The organism is Achromobacter sp. E1 (assembly GCF_037039475.1).
GTDB classification, from domain to species: Bacteria; Pseudomonadota; Gammaproteobacteria; order Burkholderiales; family Burkholderiaceae_B; genus Achromobacter; species Achromobacter mucicolens.
This window is the reverse complement of sequence record NZ_CP146253.1, coordinates 5,409,415-5,430,901: the sequence shown is the minus strand read 5'-3', so window position 1 is coordinate 5,430,901 and position 21,487 is coordinate 5,409,415. Positions and strand designations below refer to the sequence as shown.

The 21,487-nt window shown below is 67.4% G+C and carries 18 protein-coding genes; 7 read left to right on the top strand and 11 right to left on the bottom strand.

The genetic code is table 11. The features are described 5' to 3' along the window. Positions 1 to 31: 31 nt before the first annotated feature. The 7 genes from V6V88_RS25025 to gtdA all read right to left on the bottom strand — a co-directional run bounded on the left by V6V88_RS25025 (position 32) and on the right by gtdA (position 6,321). A complete protein-coding gene (locus tag V6V88_RS25025) occupies positions 32 to 1,057 on the bottom strand; it encodes a tripartite tricarboxylate transporter substrate binding protein (RefSeq protein WP_223573343.1) in 1,026 nt (341 codons plus the stop codon). Then, on the bottom strand, positions 1,050 to 1,427 hold the full coding sequence (locus tag V6V88_RS25020; protein WP_062841265.1) for a chorismate mutase: 378 nt from the start codon (positions 1,425 to 1,427) through the stop codon (positions 1,050 to 1,052). Before V6V88_RS25020 ends, V6V88_RS25025 begins: the two co-directional genes overlap by 8 nt. Before the next feature lie 2 nt (positions 1,428 to 1,429). Further along, positions 1,430 to 2,068, bottom strand: a complete 639-nt coding sequence (gene maiA, locus V6V88_RS25015) for a maleylacetoacetate isomerase (protein WP_223573341.1) — start codon at positions 2,066 to 2,068, stop codon at positions 1,430 to 1,432. A 53-nt stretch (positions 2,069 to 2,121) separates the two neighbouring features. Then, positions 2,122 to 3,087 carry a tripartite tricarboxylate transporter substrate binding protein gene (locus V6V88_RS25010; RefSeq protein WP_223573339.1) on the bottom strand — a complete coding sequence of 322 codons (966 nt, stop codon included), beginning with the start codon at positions 3,085 to 3,087 and terminating at the stop codon, positions 2,122 to 2,124. A 111-nt stretch (positions 3,088 to 3,198) separates the two neighbouring features. Next, positions 3,199 to 4,458, bottom strand: coding sequence for a flavin-dependent oxidoreductase (locus tag V6V88_RS25005; RefSeq protein ID WP_223573337.1), 1,260 nt, complete (start codon positions 4,456 to 4,458; stop codon positions 3,199 to 3,201). Between the two features lie 2 nt (positions 4,459 to 4,460). Further along, the gene (locus tag V6V88_RS25000) at positions 4,461 to 5,159 is read right to left on the bottom strand and encodes a fumarylacetoacetate hydrolase family protein (RefSeq protein ID WP_338616893.1); all 699 of its coding nucleotides are present in this window, start codon (positions 5,157 to 5,159) and stop codon (positions 4,461 to 4,463) included. Positions 5,160 to 5,253: 94 nt separating this feature from the next. Continuing rightward, complete coding sequence (gene gtdA, locus V6V88_RS24995; protein ID WP_180097463.1) at positions 5,254 to 6,321, bottom strand: gentisate 1,2-dioxygenase; 1,068 nt, start codon at positions 6,319 to 6,321, stop codon at positions 5,254 to 5,256. Between the two features lie 184 nt (positions 6,322 to 6,505). Here gtdA and V6V88_RS24990 point away from each other — a divergent pair, with 184 nt between their 5' ends. Further along, on the top strand, positions 6,506 to 7,441 hold the full coding sequence (locus V6V88_RS24990) for a LysR substrate-binding domain-containing protein (protein ID WP_056320529.1): 936 nt from the start codon (positions 6,506 to 6,508) through the stop codon (positions 7,439 to 7,441). Then, positions 7,438 to 7,986: a hypothetical protein gene (locus V6V88_RS24985; protein ID WP_062841260.1), complete on the top strand. Its 549-nt coding sequence runs from the start codon at positions 7,438 to 7,440 to the stop codon at positions 7,984 to 7,986. The genes V6V88_RS24990 and V6V88_RS24985 overlap by 4 nt, the downstream gene beginning before the upstream one ends. 419 nt (positions 7,987 to 8,405) lie before the next feature. On the opposite strand, the gene V6V88_RS24980 is transcribed toward V6V88_RS24985, so the two are convergent. The 3 genes from V6V88_RS24980 to V6V88_RS24970 form a co-directional block, all read right to left on the bottom strand. Beyond that, entirely contained in the window at positions 8,406 to 9,884 is a 1,479-nt protein-coding gene (locus tag V6V88_RS24980; RefSeq protein ID WP_062841300.1) for an efflux transporter outer membrane subunit, read from the bottom strand. A gap of 70 nt (positions 9,885 to 9,954) precedes the next feature. Beyond that, positions 9,955 to 13,170 carry an efflux RND transporter permease subunit gene (locus V6V88_RS24975; protein ID WP_338616889.1) on the bottom strand — a complete coding sequence of 1,072 codons (3,216 nt, stop codon included), beginning with the start codon at positions 13,168 to 13,170 and terminating at the stop codon, positions 9,955 to 9,957. Positions 13,171 to 13,195: 25 nt separating this feature from the next. Next, entirely contained in the window at positions 13,196 to 14,398 is a 1,203-nt protein-coding gene (locus V6V88_RS24970; RefSeq protein ID WP_223573335.1) for an efflux RND transporter periplasmic adaptor subunit, read from the bottom strand. 386 nt (positions 14,399 to 14,784) lie between these two features. Between V6V88_RS24970 and V6V88_RS24965 the strand changes: the two genes are divergently transcribed. From V6V88_RS24965 to proC, 4 genes are all read left to right on the top strand, one after another. Then, positions 14,785 to 15,852: a LysR family transcriptional regulator gene (locus V6V88_RS24965; RefSeq protein WP_056324699.1), complete on the top strand. Its 1,068-nt coding sequence runs from the start codon at positions 14,785 to 14,787 to the stop codon at positions 15,850 to 15,852. Positions 15,853 to 16,017: 165 nt separating this feature from the next. After that, on the top strand, positions 16,018 to 17,130 hold the full coding sequence (locus tag V6V88_RS24960) for an AI-2E family transporter (RefSeq protein WP_062841256.1): 1,113 nt from the start codon (positions 16,018 to 16,020) through the stop codon (positions 17,128 to 17,130). A 104-nt stretch (positions 17,131 to 17,234) separates the two neighbouring features. Then, on the top strand, positions 17,235 to 18,005 hold the full coding sequence (locus tag V6V88_RS24955) for a phytanoyl-CoA dioxygenase family protein (protein ID WP_223573333.1): 771 nt from the start codon (positions 17,235 to 17,237) through the stop codon (positions 18,003 to 18,005). A gap of 99 nt (positions 18,006 to 18,104) precedes the next feature. Continuing rightward, positions 18,105 to 18,911: a pyrroline-5-carboxylate reductase gene (proC, locus tag V6V88_RS24950; RefSeq protein WP_338616887.1), complete on the top strand. Its 807-nt coding sequence runs from the start codon at positions 18,105 to 18,107 to the stop codon at positions 18,909 to 18,911. Positions 18,912 to 18,948: 37 nt separating this feature from the next. On the opposite strand, the gene V6V88_RS24945 is transcribed toward proC, so the two are convergent. Next, positions 18,949 to 20,400 (bottom strand): MFS transporter, encoded by a 1,452-nt coding sequence (locus tag V6V88_RS24945; RefSeq protein WP_338616885.1) that lies wholly within the window; start codon positions 20,398 to 20,400, stop codon positions 18,949 to 18,951. A 96-nt stretch (positions 20,401 to 20,496) separates the two neighbouring features. Here V6V88_RS24945 and V6V88_RS24940 point away from each other — a divergent pair, with 96 nt between their 5' ends. Next, positions 20,497 to 21,399, top strand: a complete 903-nt coding sequence (locus tag V6V88_RS24940; RefSeq protein WP_338616883.1) for a helix-turn-helix transcriptional regulator — start codon at positions 20,497 to 20,499, stop codon at positions 21,397 to 21,399. Positions 21,400 to 21,487: the final 88 nt, after the last annotated feature.

Here is a 21,487-nt window from a genome sequence, read left to right as displayed (position 1 = left end):
TGTCGGCGCGCGGCCGCGCCGCGCGACGTCCTTACTGGCCCTTGATGCCCAGCTTCTTGATCAACGGTTCCCAGCGCTTCAACTCGTCGTCCATGTAGCCGCGAAACTGCGCCGGCGTATCGCCGACCGGGTCCATGAACTGCGCCTGCAGCCGCTTGGCGACCTCGGGGTCGTGAATGGCCTGGATCAGCGCGTCCGACAGCTTCTTCTGCACATCGGCCGGCGTCTTGGACGACACCACGAATCCGATCCACGCGGAGCCTTCGATCCCTTGCACGCCCACTTCGGCCAGCGTCGGGATGTCGGGCAGCAGGGCGGAGCGCTTGGACGAGGTCACCGCCAGCGCCTTGAGCCGGCCGTCCTTGACCATCGGCATCACCGCTATGGGCGGCAGCGCGGCAAACTGCGTGTCGCCCGACAGCAGCGAGGTCAGCGCCGCCGGCGACGACGGATAGGGCACATGCGTGGCGCGCGCGCCGATCTGCTGCAACAGCAACTCCACGGCCAGATGCGAAACCGTGCCCGCGCCCGGCGACGGGAAGTTGTACTTGTCCGGATTCTTCTTTAATGCCTCCAGCAGCTGGCCGATGTTGTCGATGCCGGCCGCGGACGGCACCACCAGCACGTTGGGCTGGTGCACCGCCAACGTCAGCGGCGACAGGTCCTTGGCGGGCGCGTAGGGCAGCTTGTCGAACAGCAGCGTGTTGTTCACCAGCGGACCGGTGATCGACACGCCGAACGTGTAGCCGTCCGGCTTGGCATTGGCGATGGCGAACGTGCCGATGTTGCCGCTGGCGCCGGGCTTGTTCTCGACGACGATGGTCTGGCCCAGGATCGCGCCGGCCTTCTCGCTGACGATGCGCGCGACCTGGTCGGGGCTGGAGCCCGGGCCGAACGGCACCACGGCCTTGAGCGGCTGCGTGGGCCATGCGTCGGCGGCGGTGGCCGCCAGCGGCGCCAGCACGGCCAGGCCGAACGCCACGGCGCGGGTCGTAAAACGGCGTGCAAAACGGCGTGAAAGGCAGCGGCCCGGTTGCGAGGTCGAAGAATCAAGCATGCGTGTCTCCCACGTTCTTCATGGTGTCGAAATAGGTCTGTTCATTGGCGATGAAGGCGGCCACCATCGCGCGGTAGGTGGCGTCCACCACCTGCTCCAGGTTCGTGAATCCCTGGTTGTGGCGCTGGGCCAGCGCCCGGGCCTTCTCGAAAACCTGCGCCTGGCGCGCGGGCGCGCTCACCTGAAAGGCGTCGCGCTTGAAGCGCGCGGCGTCCTTCACGTACATCGCCCGCTCGGCGATCAGCCGCACGATCTCATCGTCCAGCCGGTCGATATTGGCGCGCACGTCCGCCAGGGTGGCGCACAGCGGGCGGTAGGCCGGGTCGGTGTACTCGCGCAGCGGGGCGCCTTGCGTGTCGGGTTCTTGCATGCTCACTTGGTGAAGTCCGGTTGTTGCGCGGGCGCGGCCTGCTGGAAGGCCGGTTGCGCGTTGCAGTGTGCGACGACGCGCAGAATGCGCGCGTAGGGCGATAGATCGCAGCCCATGCGCTGTGCGTTGGCCACCTGCGGAACCAGGCAGCAGTCCGCCAGCGTGGGTGCATCGCCAAAGCAATATGCGCCGTGTCCATGACGCGCCAGCAGCGCTTCCACCGCCGTCAGGCCTTCGCGGATCCAGTGGTGGTACCAGGCGTTCTTCTGCGCTTCGCTGGCGCCCAGCACTTCCTGCAGGTAGCGCAGGATGCGCATGTTGTTGACCGGGTGGATATCGCACGAGATGGCATGCGACAGCTCCAGCACGCGGGCGCGTGCCAGCGGGTCAGCGGGAATCAGGCGCGGCTCGGGATGCGTGGCGTCCAGGTAGTCGATGATGGCAAGCGACTGCGACAGCGCAACGTCGCCGTCGACCAGCAGCGGCACGCCGGCCGACGGGTTGCGCGCCACGTAGTCCGGCGCCCGCTGCTCCTGCTTGCGCAGGTTCACGGGCAGGTATTCATAGGGCAGGCCCTTGAGCGCGAGCGCGATGCGCACGCGGTAGGACGTGGAGCTGTTGAAGAAGTTGTGCAGTTGCATGGGTGGTATGGGGCGTGGAGTCGGTTGGCCGTGGGCGGGTCAAGCGGAAACGTTCATTCAGCCGTGATGCCGGTGCGGGCGACGACGTCGTCCCAGCGTTTGGCGTCGCGGGCAATCAGGGAACCGAATTCGGCGGGCGAGGAGGTGGCGGGCACCATGCCCTGCGCGTCGAAAGCGGTGGCGGTGGCCGGCGTCTTCAGGATGGCGTTGATCTCCTGATTCATGCGGTCGACGATGGCCTGCGGCGTGCCTTTGGGCGCCAGGACCCCGTACCACATGTCCACGTCAGCGCCCTGCAGCCCGGCTTCGGTCAGCGTGGGTACCTCAGGCAATTGCGGCAGGCGTTTGGGGCTGCCGGTCGCGATCACCTTGAGCTTGCCGCCCTTGACCTGCGGCAGCGCCACGTGGACCGGCAGGAACATGTAGTCCAGCCGTCCGCCCAGCATGTCGGTGACGGCGCCCGCCGTGCCTTTGTAGGGCACGTGCAGCATCGTTGCGCCCGTGCGGTCCAGGAACAGCGCCATGGACAGGTGGTGGGGCGTGCCGACGCCGGGCGTGCCGTAGCTCAGCTTGCCGGGCGCGGCCTTGGCAGCCTGCACCACGTCAGCCACGGTGCTGGCGGGATTGGACGGATGCGTGACCAGCAGCAGCGAGCCCCAGGACGTCAGGCCGACCGGCGCAAAGTCCTTCTGCGGGTCAAAGCGCAGCTTGCCCTTGTACAGGCTGCTGTTCATGACAAGCGTGTTGACCGTCACCAGGAAGGTATAGCCGTCGGGGTTGGCACGCGCGACCTTCTCGCTGCCGATGTTGCCGCTGGCCCCCGCCAGGTTTTCGACCACGACCGGCTGGCCCAGCGTCTGCGGCAGGCTCGCGGCCAGCTGGCGCGCGATCAGGTCGATGCCCGTGCCAGGTGTGAAGGGAACCACCAGCGTGATGGGGCGGTCGGGCCAGGCGGCGTGGCTGGCCGATGCCGCAAGGGACAGGGCCGCGGCAGCCAGAACACGTAGCAACTTGTTCATATGGTTTGTCTCCTTTTTCGTCGCCGGTCATGCGCCGGCTTTTCAGGGGCGGCGGGCATCGGGGCCCGCTCGCCGCGGTAGGGCGGCCCGGATGCCGGGCCGATGATCCCGCTATACGTACGGGGCACGCTCCTTCAGCGCTGCCGGGTCAAAGCCGGCAACCTGCTTGTAGCGCCGGGAAATTCCCTCCAGCTCATCGAGGCTGATGACGTCCTCGATGCGCGCGTAGGGCTTGTCCGCCGAACGCACGTGGACTTCACGCAGGATCGCGTCTGGAGGATTGCTGCGATTGGTCAGCACGACGCGCGTCGTGGCTTCAACGCGGACGCGGTCGTACTGTTGCAGCGCGTCGGGCGTCAGGCCCAAGCGCTTGAGCTGGCCGGTCAGGTAGCGGGCATCCACCACGGCTTGGCCGGCACCGTTGGAGCCGCGCGGGACCATGGGATGGGCCGCGTCGCCCAGCAACGTCATGCGGCCCTGCGTCCACGTGGGCAGCGGATCCTGGTCGACCATCGGGTATTCCAAAATCGAGTCTGCGTCCTGAATCAGCTTGGCCACGTCCAGCCAGTCGAAGTGCCAGTCGGCAAAGGCGGGAAAGAAATCCTCCAGCTTTCCGCTGCGGTTCCAGTCGCGTACGGCGGGCTGCTCGGCCTCGATCTCCGCCACCCAGTTCACCAGCTGGTTTCCGTCGGCGTCGATGTTGTCGCGAATGGGGTAGATCACCATCTTGCCGGTGGACAGCCAGCCGGCCCGCACCATGCTCGCGCCCGACAGGAACGGCTTGCAGCGCGTGGTGCCGCGCCACATGTTCACGCCCGAATAACGCGGCGCGCCCTCGTCCGGATAGAGCTGCTTGCGCAGCACCGAATGAATGCCGTCGCAGCCGACCGCGATGCGTCCGCGCACGGGCGGCAGCGCATGGCCGTCGTTGTTCTGAAAGGTGGCCGTGACCGTGTCGGCGTCCTGGGTCACGCCCGTGCAGCGCGCATTGACCGTGACGCTGTCCTCGCCCAACCGTTCGCGCACGGCGGCAAGCAGTGTCATCTGCAGGTCGCCCCGATGAATGGAGTACTGTGGCCAGTCGTAGCCGGCGTCGATCCCTGCGGGCTCGCCATAGATGAACTGGCCGTGCCGGGTGTAGAAGACCGCCTCGCGCGTGCGCACCGCGATTGCATCCAGCGCGGGAAGCAGGCCCAGTTCGTCCAGTTCGCGCGTGGCGTGCGGCAGCAGGTTGATGCCCACGCCAAGCGGCCGGATGTCGCGTACGGCCTCGAACACGCGGCAGGGGATTCCCGCCTGATGCAGGCTGAGCGCCAGCACCAGGCCGCCCACGCCCGCGCCGATGATGATGACGTCGGTGTCCGTGCGCATCGTCACTCCATCTGCACGCTGAGCGTGCCCAGTCCGTCCACGCCGCCGACCATTTTGTCGCCGCGCACCACGGGGCCCACGCCTTCGGGCGTGCCGGTGTAGATCAGGTCGCCGGCCTCGAGGCGGAAGTACTTCGAGAGATACGCGATGGTTTCCGCGATGGACCAGATCAGCTTGCCGATGTCGCTGCGCTGGCGGTCGGCGCCGTTGACCTGCAGCCAGATGCCGGCCTGCTCGATGCCGCTGACCGATTGGGCCGGATGCAGCGGGCCGATCGGCGCGCTCTGGTCGAACGCCTTGCCCAGTTCCCACGGGCGGCCGGCTTCGCGCATCTTCATCTGCAGATCGCGGCGCGTCATGTCCAGGCCGACGGCGTATCCCCACACGTGCTGCAGGGCCTCGTCGACACTGATGTTGGCGCCGCCTTTGCCGATGGCGGCGACCAGTTCGATCTCGTAGTGCAGGTTGGACGTTTCGGGCGGATAGGGCAGAGAGAGCGTGCTGCCTTCTGCGACCGCCACGACGGCGTCGGCCGGCTTGCAGAAGAAGAACGGCGGTTCGCGGTCGGGGTCAAAGCCCATTTCGCGCGCGTGGGCGGCGTAGTTGCGGCCGACGCAGTACACGCGGCGCACGGGAAAACTGTCCTGGCTGCCGGCAATGGGCACGGCAACGGGAGCGGCGGGAGCAAACACAAACGACATGGGTCACCCTTTGAAGGCGGAGGGAAATTCGAATCTCGGCCGTATTCGCGGCCAGCTTCGGCCGCGTGCTGCCACGTGCGGCCGTGTACGTGCGTCAGTCGACGCGTTCTTCGCGCCACAGGCCCAGCGCGTCCTGCACCGGCCGATCGGAATAGCTGAAGAGCGTCGCGTCTTCCAGCGCGGCAAGCTGCACCGGCATCCAGGAGGGCGCGACGAACACATCGCGCGGCCCAAAATGAAACTCCTGGTCGCCGATGCGCGCCGTGCCGCGGCCTTCGACCACGCTGTACACCGTGGAATCGGTCGTGCGCGTGGTCTTGCCCTGAAAGCCTGCCGGCAGGAACTGCATGAAGGTGGCCATCGTCGGCATGGGATAGCCGCCCGTGGCCGGATTCAGGTAGCGCAGCTTGACGCCGTCCCACGGGTCGAGCTCGCCGTGCCGGTAGAGCGCATCCAGCGCCTCGCGGCTGCGTTCGTAGGGGTAGTTGAAGATGGGCGAGGTGCCGCTGGAAACGTGATGCCGCACGGGCGCCATGTTGTGGCCAAAGCGCGCCATGCTGTCGCCTTCGGGCCGCGTGACCGGCTGCGTGGCGGACGGATAGTTCTCGGCAAAGCCGGCATCCAGGAAGCGCAGCAGCGGGATGTCCAGGCCGTCCAGCCAGACCACCGGCTCGCCGCCTTCCACGGTTTCGGCGTTGCCGTGGTCGTGCCAGGTCCACGAGGGCGTGATGATGAAGTCGCCCGGGTGCATCGTGGTGCGCTCGCCGTTGACGGCGGTATATGCGCCGCGGCCCTCGACGATGAAGCGCAGGGCCGATTGCGTGTGGCGGTGGCTGGGCGCGATCTCGCCCGGCAGGATGAGCTGCAGTCCCGCGTACAGGCTTTGCGTGATGCTGGCCTGGCCCGGCAGGCCCGGGTTTTCCAGGATCAGCACGCGGCGCACGGCTTCTTCCGCGGTGATCAGCGACCCGGACGCCATCACGTCGTCGCGCACGTCGTCGTATTTCCAGAGGGCCGGCACGCAGCGCGGCGCGGGTTGGCGCGGCACCAGGTTGTGCAGCGATTCCCACAGCGGGGCCATGTGTTTCTTGGCGATGCGCGCGTAGTAACGGGCGCGGTCCGAAGCGGCGCTGTCCGCGCCGGCGCAATGACCGTCGTGCATGGTTGTCTCCTGTATGTCCGGCTGGTGCCGGCTTCTACGGGCGGCCGCCGCGTAAGTTCGCGGCTGGTCCTGATATGGAGACGATTATGCGAGCAGGAGCTATGTGGTTTGAAATGAAATTATCTTATTATCCATACCAATAACCATATACATACGAGACAAACCTCCCACCAAAAGGGCCTGCATGGACTGGACCCATCGCTTGCGGCTGCGCAATCTGAAGATGCTGCTCAGCCTGGCCCAGACCCGCAACATCAGCCACTCGGCCGCGATGCTCAATACGACGCAGCCGGGCCTGTCGAAATGGCTGAAGGATCTGGAAGACGATATTGGCTTGCCGCTCTTCGAGCGTCACGCGCGCGGCCTGCGCCCGACGCCGCATGGCGACGTGCTGATCGCGCACGCGCAGCGCGTGGAGTCGCAACTGGATCGCGCCAGCGCCGACATGGCGGCCCTGCGTGAGGGCGGCGGCGGGCGCGTGGTGATCGGCGCATCCGGCGCGTCTGCGTCCGACACCGTGCCGCTGGCGGTGATGAAGCTGCTGGAACGCATGCCGCAGGCGCGCGTGAAACTGGTCGAGGGAACGACCGATCGTCTGCTGGCCCAACTGGCGCAAGGGGAACTGGATATCGTGGTCGGACGGTCGGCGCCGGAGCACCACGATCCCGCGATCCGCTTCGAGGCGCTGTACCTGGAACCCATCCACCTGGTGGCGCGGCCCCGCCATCCGCTCTTCGCAGTGGAGCAGCCAAGCTGGCAGGACCTGCTGTCCTACCGCTGGATCCTGTGGCCCAAGGGCACTCCCATCCGAAACGCGGTCGACGCCGCGCTGGCCGCGGCCGGACAGGCGCCGCCGCCCGACCATATCGAATCCAATTCCGTCACCGTCAACCTGACCCTCATCAACAACAGCGACATGATCGGCGTCGCGTCGCACCGGGCCGCGCTGCGCTTTTCGCAGATGCGGGCGATGCGCATCATTCCGGTGCGGCTATCGGGGTTCGGGTCGGTCGCGATGTATTGGCGAGAAGATGCGTTTCGGCCTGTGGCCGTGGAAGAGGCGATGGCCGCGCTGCGAAGCACCGTGGCCGAACATGCCCCCGGCGTGACACGGCTATGACCCCCGAGCCCGCCTCCGGCCTGAACGCCCTGATTGATCAGTGCCGCAAGCTGGAAGCGGCTTTGGAGGCTGGCAACGACGCTTCCTCGTCTGCGGCGATGCACCGCTTCGTGGCCCACATGGACGAGGGCCGCACGCCACCGGGCATGTGGTCGCCCCTGGTGCTGTCCGTGCTGGTGATGGCGGGCGGGCTGGGCGTCGGCATTGAATTGCTGAGCCTGCTGCTGCGATTCGTCGGCCCAGCGATGGCCGCGTTCGCGCTGGTGGCGGTGTGCGCGGGGACTGCGCTGGGCCTGTCGATCGGGATGGTGCTGATGATGGCGGGGCGGGTACAGGGCGTGGTGCTGCTCAAACGCCTGTCGATCGGTCTGATCGTCGTGGGCGCACTCGGCGGCATCGCCTGGACGCAGGGCGACGTCAGGGCGGTGGGACCGGTGGTGGCGGTGCTTGGCGGGTTGGGGGCTTGGCTGGTGATGAATTCGGGTGGGTTTTATGTGTTTGTGGGGTATCGGGTGGCGTTGCGGTGTTTGGCGCGCCGGGGGTGATGGGGCGTGGGGTTGACTGCGATGTTTGCGGGGGGGCTTTTTCTTTTGACGCCCGGCGCGTCGGCGGCCTGGGCGCGCGGGGCCACGATTGCGGTCCGGAGCCTTCGCTCCGGACTGCCCCTTCGTCATCTTCGTTGTCGCCTTCGGCGACTGCCTTCAGATTCCCTCGGGCGCATCTACACGCCCCGCGCGCCCAGGCCGCCGACACGCCGGGCTGCGATGGTTTGGGCTTCACGGGCGCTGGGGCGAGTTGAGTTCTTGGGGTTCTTGCCAGCGCGGGGTCGGGCTTGAAGCGTCTTGCGGAGCCCGCCCCACTGCGGCCGCGCGGGTGGCCTTGTGGGCCTTACGCGGTGTCTTGCGTCGGGTTTATGACGCTGCGCGCTGATGTGCGGGTGCCAGACATCAGCCTGTCGCCGTCTTTACTTCGCCGCCACCTTCTCCGGCGGCACCGGATTCTCCCAGCCGCCGCCAATGGCGCGGATCAATCCCACTGTCGAGCGGGCCTGTTCCCCGGTCAATTGGACCGCGACGCGCTGTTGCAGGAGGACGCTGCGGTCGGCTTCGATCACGTCGAGGTAGCTGATGGAACCTTCGCGGTACTGCGTATGCGAGAGCTTTGCGGCGCGGGCGGCGGCTTCGACGGCTGCGTTCTGGGCCTTGGTCTGGTCAGCGAGGATGCGCAGGTTGGCCAGGTTGTCTTCGACTTCGCGGAACGCGTTCAGGACGGTCTGGCGGTAGACGGCGACGTCTTCCTCGTAGACGGCGCGCGCGCGGTCCAGGCCGGCCTGGCGGCGGCCGCCGTCGAAGATGGGCATGGACAGGGCGGCGCCGACCAGGGGGCCCAGCAGGAACGTGCGGCTGGACCATTGGAAGAGGTTGCCCAGTTCCGAGGACTCGTAGCCGAAGGCGCCGGTGATGTCCAGGCGCGGGAAGAACGCGGATTTGGCGGCGCCGACGCGGGCGTTGGCGGCGGCCATGGCGCGTTCGGCGGCGGCGATGTCGGGGCGGCGTTCGAGCAGCGTGGACGGCAGGCCGGCGGGGATGGTCAGCGCGATCTGTTCGATGGGCTGCGGCGGCATCGTGAATTCCGAAGGGGCGCGGCCCAGCAGCACGGCCAGCGCGTGTTCGGCGGTGGCGCGGCGGCGGTCGATGCCCAGGGCCTCGGATTGTGCGGAGGCGAGTTCGGCCTTGGCGCGCGCGAGATCCAGTTCGCTGATGTCGCCGGCGTCATACCGGCGCTGGATCAGTTGCAGCGTGTCCGTGCGCAGCTTGACGGTCTGGTGGTAAAGGCGCGATTCGGCGTCCTGTTCGCGCACCAGGAAGTAGGTGGTGGCGACGTCGGCCTGCAGGGCCAGCAGCACCGAGCGGTACAGCGCTTCGCTTTGCTGCGCGTCGGCGGTGGCGGCGTCCACGGTCGATGCGACGCGGCCGAAGAGGTCGGCCTCGTAGGATACGGTGCCTTGGGCGCGCCACGTGGTGACGGGCGACGTGGACGTGCCGTCGGGCAGGCCCTGCGACACGGCCGACGGACGTTGGCGGTTGGGGCCGAAGCCGGCGTCCAGGCTGGGGAAGAAGCCGGAACGCGCTTCACGCTGCAGGGCGCGCGCTTGCGTCAGCCGGGCCGCGGCGGCCTGCAGGTCCTGGTTGGCGCGCTGGGCTTCCTCTTCGAGCTGGTTCAGGCCTTCGTCGCCGAACACTTTCCACCAGGCGCCGCGCAGCGCGTCTTCGGACGGCTCGGCGGGCTTCCACGTGCCGGCTTCGGATGCGGGCAGGGCGGCTTCCTTGAAGGCCGCCGGCGTGTCGGCCGAGGGCCGCTCGTAGGTGGGACCCACCGCGCAGCCGGCCAGCACCAGCAGCAGGGCGAGCAGGGCGGATCCTCGGGTCAGTCTTTTCATCATCATGACGTTTCTCTTTGGCGCGCGTCCCATCCCACTGGACAGGACGCGCTGGCTACTCTGGTTTGCCGGCCTACGCGTGGTGTTGCGGGGCGGGCGGCGCGTTCGGGTCGATGTGCGGCACGCAGACGGGCGCTTCGAGCGGCGCGGCCGAGTGCAGCTTCCTGCCGCCGAGCGAACGCAGCAGGACATAGAACACCGGCGTGAGGAACAGGCCGAACAGGGTCACGCCCAGCATGCCGAAGAACACGGCGACACCCATGGCGTGGCGCATTTCGGAGCCGGCGCCCGACGACAGCACCAGCGGCACCACGCCCATGATGAACGCGATCGACGTCATCAGGATGGGGCGCAGACGCAGGCGGCTGGCCTCGATGGCGGCTTCGAGCGGCGTGCGGCCGTTCATCTCGAGCTCTCGGGCGAACTCCACGATCAGGATCGCGTTCTTGGCCGACAGCCCCACCAGCACCATCAGGCCGATCTGCGTGAAGATGTTGTTGTCGTTGCCGGTCAGGTAGACGCCGGTCAGCGCCGCCAGGATGCTCATCGGCACGATCAGGATCACGGCCAGCGGCAGGGTCAGGCTTTCGTACAGCGCGGCCAGCACCAGGAACACGAGCAGCACGCTGATCGGGAACACCCAGAGGCCGGCGTTGCCCGCCAGGATCTGCTGGTACGTGAGGTCGGTCCATTCGAACTTGACGCCACGCGGCAGGGTTTCGGCGGCGACGCGTTCGGCCGCGGCCTGCGCCTGGTCGGACGAGAAGCCGGGGGCCGGTCCGCCGTTGATGTCGGCGGCGGTGTAGCCGTTGTAGCGCACGACCATTTCCGGGCCGAAGGTCTGCTTGACCGTGACCAGCGAGGACAGCGGCACCATGTCGCCGGCGGCGTTGCGGGTCTTCAATTGCAGGATGTCGTCGGCGTGCGCGCGGAACGGCGCGTCGGCCTGCGCACGCACCTGGAACACGCGGCCAAAGCGGTTGAAGTCGTTGACGTACATGGAGCCCAGGTAGATCTGCATGGTGTCGAAGACTTCGGTCACCGGCACGCCCAGCTGCTTGGCCTTGACGCGGTCCAGGTCCACGTCAAGCTGCGGGACGTTGATCTCGTAGCTGGAGAACGTGGGGCCCAGTTCGGGCGTCTGACGCGCCTTTTCCAGGAAGGCCTGCTTGGCCTTGTCCAGTTCGGCGTAGCCCAGCGCCGCGCGGTCTTCCAGCTGGAGCTTGAAGCCGCCCAGCGTGCCCAAGCCCATGACGGGCGGCGGCGGGAACACGGCGATGAACGAATCCTGGATGGCTGCGAACTTCTGGTTCAGCGAGGCCGCGATGGCGTTGCCGGACAGTTCGGCGCCCCGGCGTTCGTCAAACGGCTTGAGCGTGACGAACACGATGCCGGCGCTGGAGCTGTTGGTGAAGCCGTTGATCGACAGGCCCGGGAAGGCAATGGCCGACTGCACGCCGGGTTCCTTCAGGGCGATGTCGCTCATGCGGCGGATCACGTCTTCGGTGCGATCCAGCGAGGCGCCGTTGGGCAGCTGCGTGAAGCCGATCAGGTACTGCTTGTCCTGCGCGGGCACGAAGCCGCCGGGCACCAGGTACGACACGCCCAGGGTCGCGGCGACCAGCACGGCATAGACGCCCATTGCGCCGGCCTTGCGGCGGATGACGCTGGCCACGCCCGTGCCGTAGGACTCGGACGCGCGGCCGAACATGTTGTTGAACCAGTTGAAGAAGCGGCCGAAGACGCGATTCATGCCGCGGGTCAGCCAGTCGGGCTTGTCGTGGTGGCTCTTGAGCAGCAGGGCCGACAAGGCGGGCGACAGGGTCAGCGAGTTGAAGGCCGAGATCACCGTCGAGATGGCGATGGTCATGGCGAACTGCTTGTAGAACTGGCCGGTCAGGCCCGTCATGAAGGCCAGGGGCACGAACACGGCGCACAGCGTCAGCGCGATGGCGATGATGGGACCGCTGACTTCGCGCATGGCGCGATAGGTCGCGTCGCGTGGACTCAAGCCCGCCGCGATGTTGCGCTCGACGTTTTCGACCACCACGATGGCATCGTCCACCACGATCCCGATGGCCAGCACCATGCCGAACAGCGACAGCGCGTTGATGGAGTAGCCGAACATCAGCAAGAGCGCGAACGTGCCGACGATGGACACGGGCACCGCCAGCAGCGGAATGATGGACGCGCGCCAGGTCTGCAGGAACAGGATCACCACCAGCACGACCAGCGCGATGGCTTCGAGCAGCGTGTGCACGACGGCTTCGATACTGGAGCGCACGAACTGCGTGGGGTCGTACTCGATGCGGTATTCCACGCCCGGCGGGAAATCCTGGGCCAGCTCGGCCATCGCCGCGCGCACCTGGCTGGACACGTCCAGCGCGTTGGCGCCCGGCGACTGCATGATGCCCATGCCCACCGCCTGCTTGTTGTTCAAGAGCGAGCGCAGGCCGTATTCCTGGGCGTCCAGCTCAACACGCGCCACGTCGGACAGGTGCGTGACCGCGCCGTCCGGCGAGGTCTTCAGGATGATGTCGCGGAATTCGTCCTCGGTCTGCAGGCGGCCGCGTGCATTCACGTTCAGCTGCAGCGGCACGTCGCCCTGCGTGGGCGAGGCACCGATCACGCCGGCCGCGACCTGCACGTTCTGCTCGCGGATCGCGTTGACGACTTCGGACGCGGTCATGCCGCGCTGGGCGACCTTCTGCGGATCGAGCCACACGCGCATGGAGTAGTTGCCCGAGCCCCACACCGTGACTTCGCCCACGCCCGTGATTCGCGACAGGCGGTCCTTCACGTTCAGGATCGCGTAGTTGCGCAGGTACGTGATGTCGTAGCGGTCGTTGGGCGAGATCAGGTGGACCACCAGCGTCAGCGTGGGCGAGCTCTTGGCCGTGGTCACGCCCAGGCGCTGCACGTCCGGCGGCAGGCGCGGCAGCGCTTGCGACACGCGGTTCTGCACCAGCTGCTGCGCCTTGTCCGGGTCCACGCCCAGCTTGAAGTTCACCGTCAGCGTCAGGTTGCCGTCGCTGTTGGCCTGCGACTGCATGTACAGCATGTTCTCCACGCCGTTGATGGATTCTTCCAGTGGCGAGGCGACGGTTTCGGCGATGACCTTGGGGTTGGCGCCCGGGTACTGCGCGCGCACCACCACCGACGGCGGCACGACTTCCGGGTATTCGGAGATGGGCAGCTGGAACATGGCCAACAGGCCCGCCAGCAGCACCAGGATCGATAGAACGCCGGCGAAGATCGGCCGGTCGATGAAGAATTTCGAGATATTCATAAACGTTCTCGTTCGACGCGTCGGCTTAGTTCTGTGCCGAGGCGGTCTTGACCGGGTTGCCGGGGGTACGCTTGGCCGCAACCATAGGGACGACAGTGGGGGTCACGGCGTCGCCGGGGCGGATGCGCTGCAGGCCGTTGACGACGATGCGCTCGCCGGCGGCAAGGCCCGAATCCACCACGCGCAGGCCTTCCTGGTTGGCGCCGAGCTTCACCTGCCGGTAGACGGCGTGGTTCTTGTCGTCCAGCACGAGCACAAAGCGCTTGTCCTGGTCGGTGCCGATGGCGCGTTCATCGATCAGCACGGCCGCGCGCGGTTCGCTGCCGCCCAGCCGGATGCGGGCGTACAGACCCGGCAGCAGCGTGCCGTCGGCGTTGTCGAATTCGGCGCGCACGCGGATGGTGCCGGAGGTGGCATCCAGGCGGTTGTCCACCGATTGCACTGTGCCCGTGCGCGAGTAGCCGTCTTCGTTGGCCAGGCCCAGTTCGACCGGCACCGCGCCGGCGCGGCCGTTGCGCACCGGGTTCACGTAACGCAGGAACGTTTGTTCGTCCACGTCGAACGATGCGTACATCTTGGACACCGACACCAGCGTGGTCAGCGGCACCGACGCGGCGCCGGCGGCCACCACGTTGCCCACCGTGACCTCGGCGCGCGACACGCGGCCGTCCACGGGCGCCTCGATACGGGTGTAGCCCAGGTTCAGCTTGGCGTAGTCCAGCGCGGCCTGCGCGCCTTGCAGGTTGGCGGCGGCTTCGCGGGCAGCGTTCTGCTTTTCCTCGAAGTCGCGGCGGGCGATGGCGTTGTCGGCCAAGAGGCGCTGGCCGCGGGCCAGTTCGGACGCCGTGTAGGCGGCCCGGGCCTTGGCGGCCGTCAGCGCGGCGGCCGCGCGGTCCACCTCGGCGGCGTAGGGGCGCGGGTCGATGGTGAAGAGCACGTCGCCCTTCTTGACGATGCTGCCGTCCTTGAAGTGGACGGCGGTCAGCGTGCCGGACACCAGCGGCCGGATGTCCACGCGGTCGATGGCCTCCAGGCGGCCGGAATAGCGCTGCCAGTCGACGATGGTCTTGTTGACCACCTCGGCCACCTCGACCGGGGGCGCGGCCGGGGCGCCCTGCGCCATGGCGACATTGCCGCCCGCGGGACCGCGGGTGAGGGCGTAGCCGCCACCGGCCGCCAGCACGGCTGCAAATACGACGAGCACAGCAATACGTTTACGCGAAACCATGGTGTTTCCTTGAGTGGTTCTTTAGAGGCGGAAGCGCGCTTGCCCGGAATGCGGGAAAACAGGAGGCGGCGGTGCGGGGATGCCAGTCCTAAGAATCCAGGGTCATATGGATATGCTGCAATGCAGCATCGACCGAGGTCGCTGATCTGGAGGCGGTGGCCGCCGGGTTAGGGCGGGCCGCTGCGGTGCGGAATCTGAGGATTGACATGCCCTTTTCTTGCGCCGGGCGGCAAGGGCACTTCAAGATGGTTTGCATTCTGAGTGTTTTGTCCGGGCGGATAAACCTGTCTTTCTCGGCAACACTGTTCGTGGAGAATGACTAATCGGCGGCGAAATCGGGTTATGCTCCGTTCACCCCGACTTATTTGCCTAAGGACACCCTTGCCATGGACCGCTTTCAGGCTATGCAGGTGTTTGTGCGCGTCGTGGACGCCAATAGCTTCACCCGGGCGGCCGACAGCCTATCGCTTCCGCGCACCACCGTCACCACCATCATTCAGAATCTGGAACGCCTCCTGGGCGTGCGCCTGCTGAACCGCACCACCCGCCGCATTGGCCTGACGCCCGACGGCGCGGGCTATTACCAGCATTGCGTGCGCATCCTGGCCGACGTCGAAGAAACCGAGGCGTGCTTCCAGGAAGCCGCCCTGCGTCTGAAGGGCCGCCTGCGCATCGACGTGCCCACCTGCATCGGCCGGCTGATCCTGATTCCCTCATTGTGTGATTTCCACGACAAATACCCCGACGTCGAGCTGGTGCTGGGCCTGGGCGACCGTCCGGTCGACATGGTCCAGGAAGCCGTGGACTGCGTGATCCGCGCCGGCGACCTCGAAGACTCCAGCCTGGTCGCCCGCCGCATCGGCACCCTGCAGACCGTGACCTGCGCGTCCCCCACGTACGTGGCGCGCCACGGCATGCCGCAAACCATCGAATCGCTGCGCGATCACCACGCGGTGCATTATTTTTCCAGCCGCACCGGCCGCAATTGCGCCTGGGACTTCAAGGTGGACGGCAAGCACCAGGAAGTGGACATGAAGGGCACGGTGGCCGTGAACGAAGCCGGCGCCTACCTGGATTGCGGCCTGAAAGGCTTCGGCCTTATCCAGACCGCGCGCTATATGGCGCTGCCGTACCTGCAATCGGGCGAGCTGATCGAGATCCTGCCGCAGTGGAAACCCAGCTCCACGGCCATTTCGGTGCTGTATCCGCAGAGCCGGCAGTTGTCGCCCAAGGTGCGGGCCTTCACCGATTGGGTCGCCGACCTGTTTGCCGGCTGTCCGCTGCTCAGCGGCCGCGACGAGACCGATCCGGCCGCCGCTTCTTGCGCCGTGTACCAGCGCAACCAGGGTCAGACCGCGCCGGCGCAACCCCCCGTGCCGGCCATCCCGGCGCTGGCCGACATGGCCCCGCGCCGCCGCACCGCGCGCGAAGAAGCCGCCGAATACCTGCTGTAAGCCATCGCATCCGGCGCAACGACATGGCGGACCCTCGGGTCCGCCATGTGCGTTAAGCGCGGGAAACCCCGTAGTAAATACAGCCCTTACGTCCCTCGAATCGCATGAAACGTCTGTATAGTCCGACAGTCAAAGCCTACAACGCCCTTACAGTCGATTCGCGCTATGCAGCCTGTTCTACCCGCTTACCTCATTGCCCGATGGCTGTTGCTGCTTGTGCTGTTGGCGGGGGTTTACTTTCTTAGCGGATTCCTGGTGCCGGCCCTGGCGGCGCTGATCATCGGCCTGGCCAGCTGGCCCTTGTATCAACGCCTCGTCGTCCGGTGCGGCGGCCGCACGGCAGTGGCCGCGTCGCTGGCGCTGCTGGTCGTCGTCGTGGTGTTGATCGTTCCGTTGTCGCTGGCCTTGTCCTATGCCATCAAGGAAGCCAGCGCGTTCGTCGCCTGGGCCATCGCCGCCAACCGGCATGGCGTGGACGTGCCCGCATGGATTTCCTCGATGCCGGTCGTGGGCGACCGCCTGGCGCAATACTGGGAATCCTATATTGGCCAGCCCCACGCGCTGGGCGCGCTGGTCGAAGCGGTCAGCGGCGAGCACCTGGGCAACATCTACCGCATGGCGCTGGCCGCCACGGGCAACGTCTTCCAGTTGCTGCTGACGGTCCTTTTCATGCTGATCACGCTGTTCTTCGTCTACAAGGACGGCATCCGCATGGTCGCGCAGCTGGATGTGCTGGGCGAACGCATCCTGCCGGCGCGCTGGCAGCGCTTTTCGCGCGTGGTGCCGGCCACCATCAATTCCACCGTCACCGGCATGGGCCTGATCGCACTGGGCGAAGGCGTCGTGCTGGGCATCGCCTATTGGGTCGCGGGCGTGCCGTCTCCCGTATTGCTGGGCGTGGTCACCGGTTTCATGGCCCTGATCCCCGGCGGCGCGCCGCTGTCATTCACGCTGGTGTCCCTGTATCTCGTGGGCTCGGGCCATGTGGTCGCGGGCATCGCGCTGATGGTCTGGGGCAGCGTCGAACTCTTCATCGTCGACAAGACGCTGCGCCCGCGTCTGGTGGGCGGCCCGGTCAAGCTGCCGTTCCTGCCGACCTTCTTCGGCCTGGTGGGCGGCGTGAAGACCATGGGCATCGTGGGATTGTTCGTCGGCCCGGTGCTGATGGCGCTGCTGGTGGCCGTCTGGCGTGAATGGGTCCACCACGAAGTCCAGGAGCGCGACGCCGCCCGGCTCGGTGCGCCTGCCGTCCACCCCGAGAAGACCCCCGCGGGCTGAGGCCGTTTTGGTAATCTAGCCATCCCGCGTGACCGGCGCCTTGCCGGTGCGCGCCTGCCCGCCCGCAGACGCGCCGCTTTCCGACGCGGGCTGTGAGGATCGAGATGTCCGGGTTATTGCCTGATGATCAGATAGCCGTGCTGCGTGAGCAGGGCTTCGTGGTGGCGCGCCAGTTCGCCAGCCCGGAAGAGGTCGCCGCGCTGCGCGCGCTGGCCGAACGCCATTTGCGCGATCACGTCGCACCCATCGAATACGAAGCCGACCTGCGCTACCCCGGCGCGCCGGTATCCCGCACCGCCGAAGGCGGCCTGACGGTGCGCCGGCTGCTCAATGCCTACGCGCGCGACCCGTTGTTCGCGCAATGGGCCACCAATCCGCGCATCGCGCAGTGGCTGCAGCGCTACTTCAACGAGACGCCCGTGCTGTCCACGGTGCACCACAACTGCGTGATGACCAAGCACCCCGCGTATGGCAGCCTGACCGGCTGGCACCAGGACATCCGCTACTGGTCGTTCTCGGACACGGATCTGGTGTCCTGCTGGCTGGCCCTGGGGCCAGAGACGCGCGCCAATGGCGGCCTGTCGTTCATTCCCGGTTCGCACACGGCGGCCTATACGCCGGAACAATTCGACGAAAAGAAGTTCTTCCGCGAGGACGTGCCGCAGAACGCCGATTGGATTGCGCGCGCCGTCTGCCCGGAACTGCAGGCGGGCGACGTCGTGTTCTTTCACTGCCGCACCTTGCACGCCGCGCAGGGCAACAGCAGCGACCGCGTGAAGTTGTCGGTGGTCCACACCTATCACCCCGAGTCCTGCCATCCGGTGCCGGGCACGCGTTCGTCGTCGCAGGCAGGCGTGGCGCTGACGAAGGCGTGATGCCTCGCGATGCCCGTAGACTGTCGAATCCCCATCCCGCGCGCCGGCATTGCAGCCAAGCCGGCCCGGTCCGCAATCCCTCTTTGGAACTGAAGCAAAATGCGTGAAAAGATCGTCTTCATCGGCGGCGGCAATATGGCCTCCGCCATCATCGACGGGCTGCTCGGCCAGGGCCGGGCGCTGACCGATTTTCTGGTGATCGAGCCCTACGCGCCCACGCGCGAGGCGCTGGTGGCGCGCGGCTTGCCGTGCCTGGAGCAGGTCAGCAGCGACATCGGCGACGCAGGTCTGTGCGTGCTGGCCACCAAGCCGCAGGTGCTGCGCGAGGCGTGTGGCCAGGTTCGTCAGCATCTGCCGGCCGACGCCACGGTGGTCAGCATTGCGGCGGGCGTGGAACTGGCCGCGCTGTCGGACTGGCTGGGCGGCCACGCGCGCATCGTGCGCGCCATGCCCAATACGCCCGCGAAGGTGGGGCTGGGCATGACTGGCCTGTACGCCACCCCGGCCTGCGGGCAGGCCGAGCGCGATCAGGTCGACGCGCTTTTCGCGGCCGTCGGTGAGCGCATCTGGACCGACAGCGAAGCCATGATCGACGCCGTCACCGCGGTGACCGGCAGCGGTCCCGGCTACGTGTTTCACTTCATGGCGGCGCTGGAGAAGGGCGCTGTCGAGCTGGGCTTCACGCCTGCCGACGCCCGCCGGCTGGCGGTCGCCACCTTCCGCGGCGCGGCAGAGCTTGCCGCCAGCGAAGACGTGCCGCTCACCGAATTGCAGGAACGCGTCACTTCCAAGGGCGGCACCACCTACGCCGCGCTGTCGCACATGCAGCAGGCCGGCGTGGCCGAGGCCATCACGCAGGCGGTGCACAAGGCGCAGCAGCGCGCCCGTGAATTGTCCGCGGGGTAAGCGCGCCGGCACGGCCGCGCCGCAAGTCCGAACGCGGTCAGCGGTGACGGCCCAGCCGCCACAACAGCGCGGCCGCCAGAAGAATGGCCGCGACGTTGAACTGCATGGCTGACGCGAATGCCTGCGCATGGCGTTCGGCCAGGCCCGCATCCGCATGGGTTTGCAGCGCACCGCCATACAGCATGCCCGCGGCCGATACGCCAAGCGCCGCGCCCACCTGCTGCAGGGTCGACACCACGCCGGCGGCCATGCCGGCCTGGCGGTCCTGAACCAGTCCCATTGCCAGGTTCACCAGCGGCGTGTTGACCGCGCCTTGGGCCGCGCCCAGCCACACCAGCGCGGGCAAGAGCGTCCAAGGGTCCAGATCGGCGCCCGCAAATTCCGTGTGCAGCATCAGGGCGGCCGTCGCGCCGCCGTACAGCAGCGCGGCCAGCGCGATCGCCCGCGTCCCATACCGGGCAACCAGCCGTGGCGCGGCCATCGATCCGGCGACGAACCCGACGCTGGTCGGCGCGAAGATCAGGCCGGCCGTCAGCGCATCGCGGCCGAAACCGGTCTGCACCAGCAGCGCATAGCAAAGAAACATGGCGCTGGCGGTGGAGAACACCAGCATCACGACAAGGCAACCGGCCGCAAAGCGAGGCTGCGTCAGCAAGGCCATGTCCACCAGCGGCGCGCCGCCAAGCGCGGCGATCCTGCGTTGCAACCGCACGAATGCCGTCAACGCGGCCACCGATGCCGCGCCGCAGGCGAGCGTCCAGGCCGGCCATTGACGTGCCGGACCCTCGATCAGCGCCAGCAGCAGCAACGCCAATCCCAGTCCCACGAGGGCGGCCCCAGCCCAATCCATCGCCGCGCCGGAAGGTTCGGCGGATTCAGGGATGTGACGCGCCAGCCAGCAAGCCAAGAGGCCCAGCGGCAGGTTGACGAGGAAGATGGTGCGCCAGGCCAGGCCGAACAGATCCGCATGGACGATCCATCCGCCCAGCACCTGCCCGGCGATGGCCGCAAGGCCCAGCGTCATGCCCAGCCACGCAAACGCCCGCCGCCGCGCGTGGCCCTCGAAGCTGACGCGAATCAGCGCATACACCTGCGGAAACAGCAGGGCCGCCGCGGCGCCTTGCACAATGCGCGCGGCGATCAGCGTGTCCGGCGTGGGCGCCAGGCCGCACAACGCGGATGCCGATGCGAAACCCGCCATGCCCAGCATGAACAGCCGCCGCCTGCCGTGCCGGTCGCCCAGCCGGCTGCCCGCGATCAGCAGCACCCCGTACGCCAGTTCGTAGGCGGCGATGATGAAGTTGATCTGCGCGAAGCTGGCCGACAGTGTCGCTTGCATGCTGGGAATGGCCACGTTCACGACGAAGAGGTCGAAGATCGTGATGAATCCGCCGGAGAGCAGCACGGCCAGGCCAAGCTTGCCCAGGCGCGGCGAATCGGCGTGGGGGAGCGCGGGAGAGGGCGTGGCGGGAAGGCAGGAGGTCGACATGGAAAAGGCCAGGAAGTCAGGATCGGCGCTATTCTGGTCGGACCTTCAGCCTTATACAATTTAGCTGTTTATGCTATTACTGCCTGCAACAGCGTCATGACCGCATCCCTGCCTTCAACCCCGCCCGCACCGGCTGCGGTGCACCGTCTGGACCGCACCCGCGCCGATCTTTCCGAATTCCTGCGGCTGCGCCGCGAGCGGCTGACCCCCGCCGACCTTGGGCTGCCGCCCGGCCGCCGTCGCCGCACGCCGGGGCTGCGGCGCGAGGAGGTCGCGGCGCTCGCGGGTGTCGGGCTGGCCTGGTACACGTGGTTCGAACAGGGCCGCAACATCAGCGTGTCGTCGGCGTTTCTGGAAAACCTGGCGCGCGTGTTGCGGCTGGACGATGCCGAGCGCCGCCACCTTTACCTGCTGGCGCATCAGCGCCCGCCGGCCGAGACGGGCCGCACCTGGTGCACCGTGCCCGCGCAGGTCCGCCGCCTGATGGACGATCTGCCCGCGCGGCCCGCCTACATCCTGAATCTGCGCTGGGACGTCGTGGTGTGGAACGCCGCCGCGGACAAGGTGTTCAATTTTTCCGGGCAGGCGCCGGGCCGGCGCAATCTGCTGTGGATGCTGTTCGTGGACGCCGCGATGCGTGAGCGCTTCGTGGACTGGACGGCGCAGGCGCCTCGCATGCTGTCGTCGTTCCGGCGCGACTTCGCCAGCGCCGCCGGGGTGCCCGACATCGCCGAACTGGTCGATGAGTTGGAACGGGTGTCGCCCGATTTCCGAAACTGGTGGCGCGAACACGACGTGCATGGTTCGTGCATGGGCCTGCGCACGCTGCATGTGCAATCACTGGGTGATATCGCATTCGAGCACGCCACCTTGAGCGTCGACGAAAGCCGTCACCTGCGTCTGGTGGTCTATGCGCCCGCGCCGGACGAGCCCAAGGCGGCGGACTTCGCCCGATGGGTGCTGGGGGGGGCCACCGCGCCGAGCGAGCCGCTGCGATAAGACGCGCTGACGACCTGCCGGCGGCGTAAAAAAAACGGGGGAGTTGACGCCGCCAAAGCGGCAGGTATATCGTACGAGCTATCGTAAG

Coding starts and splice junctions, on each gene's coding strand:
- V6V88_RS25025 (WP_223573343.1), bottom strand. CDS start 1,057: ATGCTTGATTCTTCGACCTCGCAACCGGGCCGCTGCCTTTCACGCCGT.
- V6V88_RS25020 (WP_062841265.1), bottom strand. CDS start 1,427: ATGCAAGAACCCGACACGCAAGGCGCCCCGCTGCGCGAGTACACCGAC.
- maiA (WP_223573341.1), bottom strand. CDS start 2,068: ATGCAACTGCACAACTTCTTCAACAGCTCCACGTCCTACCGCGTGCGC.
- V6V88_RS25010 (WP_223573339.1), bottom strand. CDS start 3,087: ATGAACAAGTTGCTACGTGTTCTGGCTGCCGCGGCCCTGTCCCTTGCG.
- V6V88_RS25005 (WP_223573337.1), bottom strand. CDS start 4,458: ATGCGCACGGACACCGACGTCATCATCATCGGCGCGGGCGTGGGCGGC.
- V6V88_RS25000 (WP_338616893.1), bottom strand. CDS start 5,159: ATGTCGTTTGTGTTTGCTCCCGCCGCTCCCGTTGCCGTGCCCATTGCC.
- gtdA (WP_180097463.1), bottom strand. CDS start 6,321: ATGCACGACGGTCATTGCGCCGGCGCGGACAGCGCCGCTTCGGACCGC.
- V6V88_RS24990 (WP_056320529.1), top strand. CDS start 6,506: ATGGACTGGACCCATCGCTTGCGGCTGCGCAATCTGAAGATGCTGCTC.
- V6V88_RS24985 (WP_062841260.1), top strand. CDS start 7,438: ATGACCCCCGAGCCCGCCTCCGGCCTGAACGCCCTGATTGATCAGTGC.
- V6V88_RS24980 (WP_062841300.1), bottom strand. CDS start 9,884: ATGATGAAAAGACTGACCCGAGGATCCGCCCTGCTCGCCCTGCTGCTG.
- V6V88_RS24975 (WP_338616889.1), bottom strand. CDS start 13,170: ATGAATATCTCGAAATTCTTCATCGACCGGCCGATCTTCGCCGGCGTT.
- V6V88_RS24970 (WP_223573335.1), bottom strand. CDS start 14,398: ATGGTTTCGCGTAAACGTATTGCTGTGCTCGTCGTATTTGCAGCCGTG.
- V6V88_RS24965 (WP_056324699.1), top strand. CDS start 14,785: ATGGACCGCTTTCAGGCTATGCAGGTGTTTGTGCGCGTCGTGGACGCC.
- V6V88_RS24960 (WP_062841256.1), top strand. CDS start 16,018: ATGCAGCCTGTTCTACCCGCTTACCTCATTGCCCGATGGCTGTTGCTG.
- V6V88_RS24955 (WP_223573333.1), top strand. CDS start 17,235: ATGTCCGGGTTATTGCCTGATGATCAGATAGCCGTGCTGCGTGAGCAG.
- proC (WP_338616887.1), top strand. CDS start 18,105: ATGCGTGAAAAGATCGTCTTCATCGGCGGCGGCAATATGGCCTCCGCC.
- V6V88_RS24945 (WP_338616885.1), bottom strand. CDS start 20,400: ATGTCGACCTCCTGCCTTCCCGCCACGCCCTCTCCCGCGCTCCCCCAC.
- V6V88_RS24940 (WP_338616883.1), top strand. CDS start 20,497: ATGACCGCATCCCTGCCTTCAACCCCGCCCGCACCGGCTGCGGTGCAC.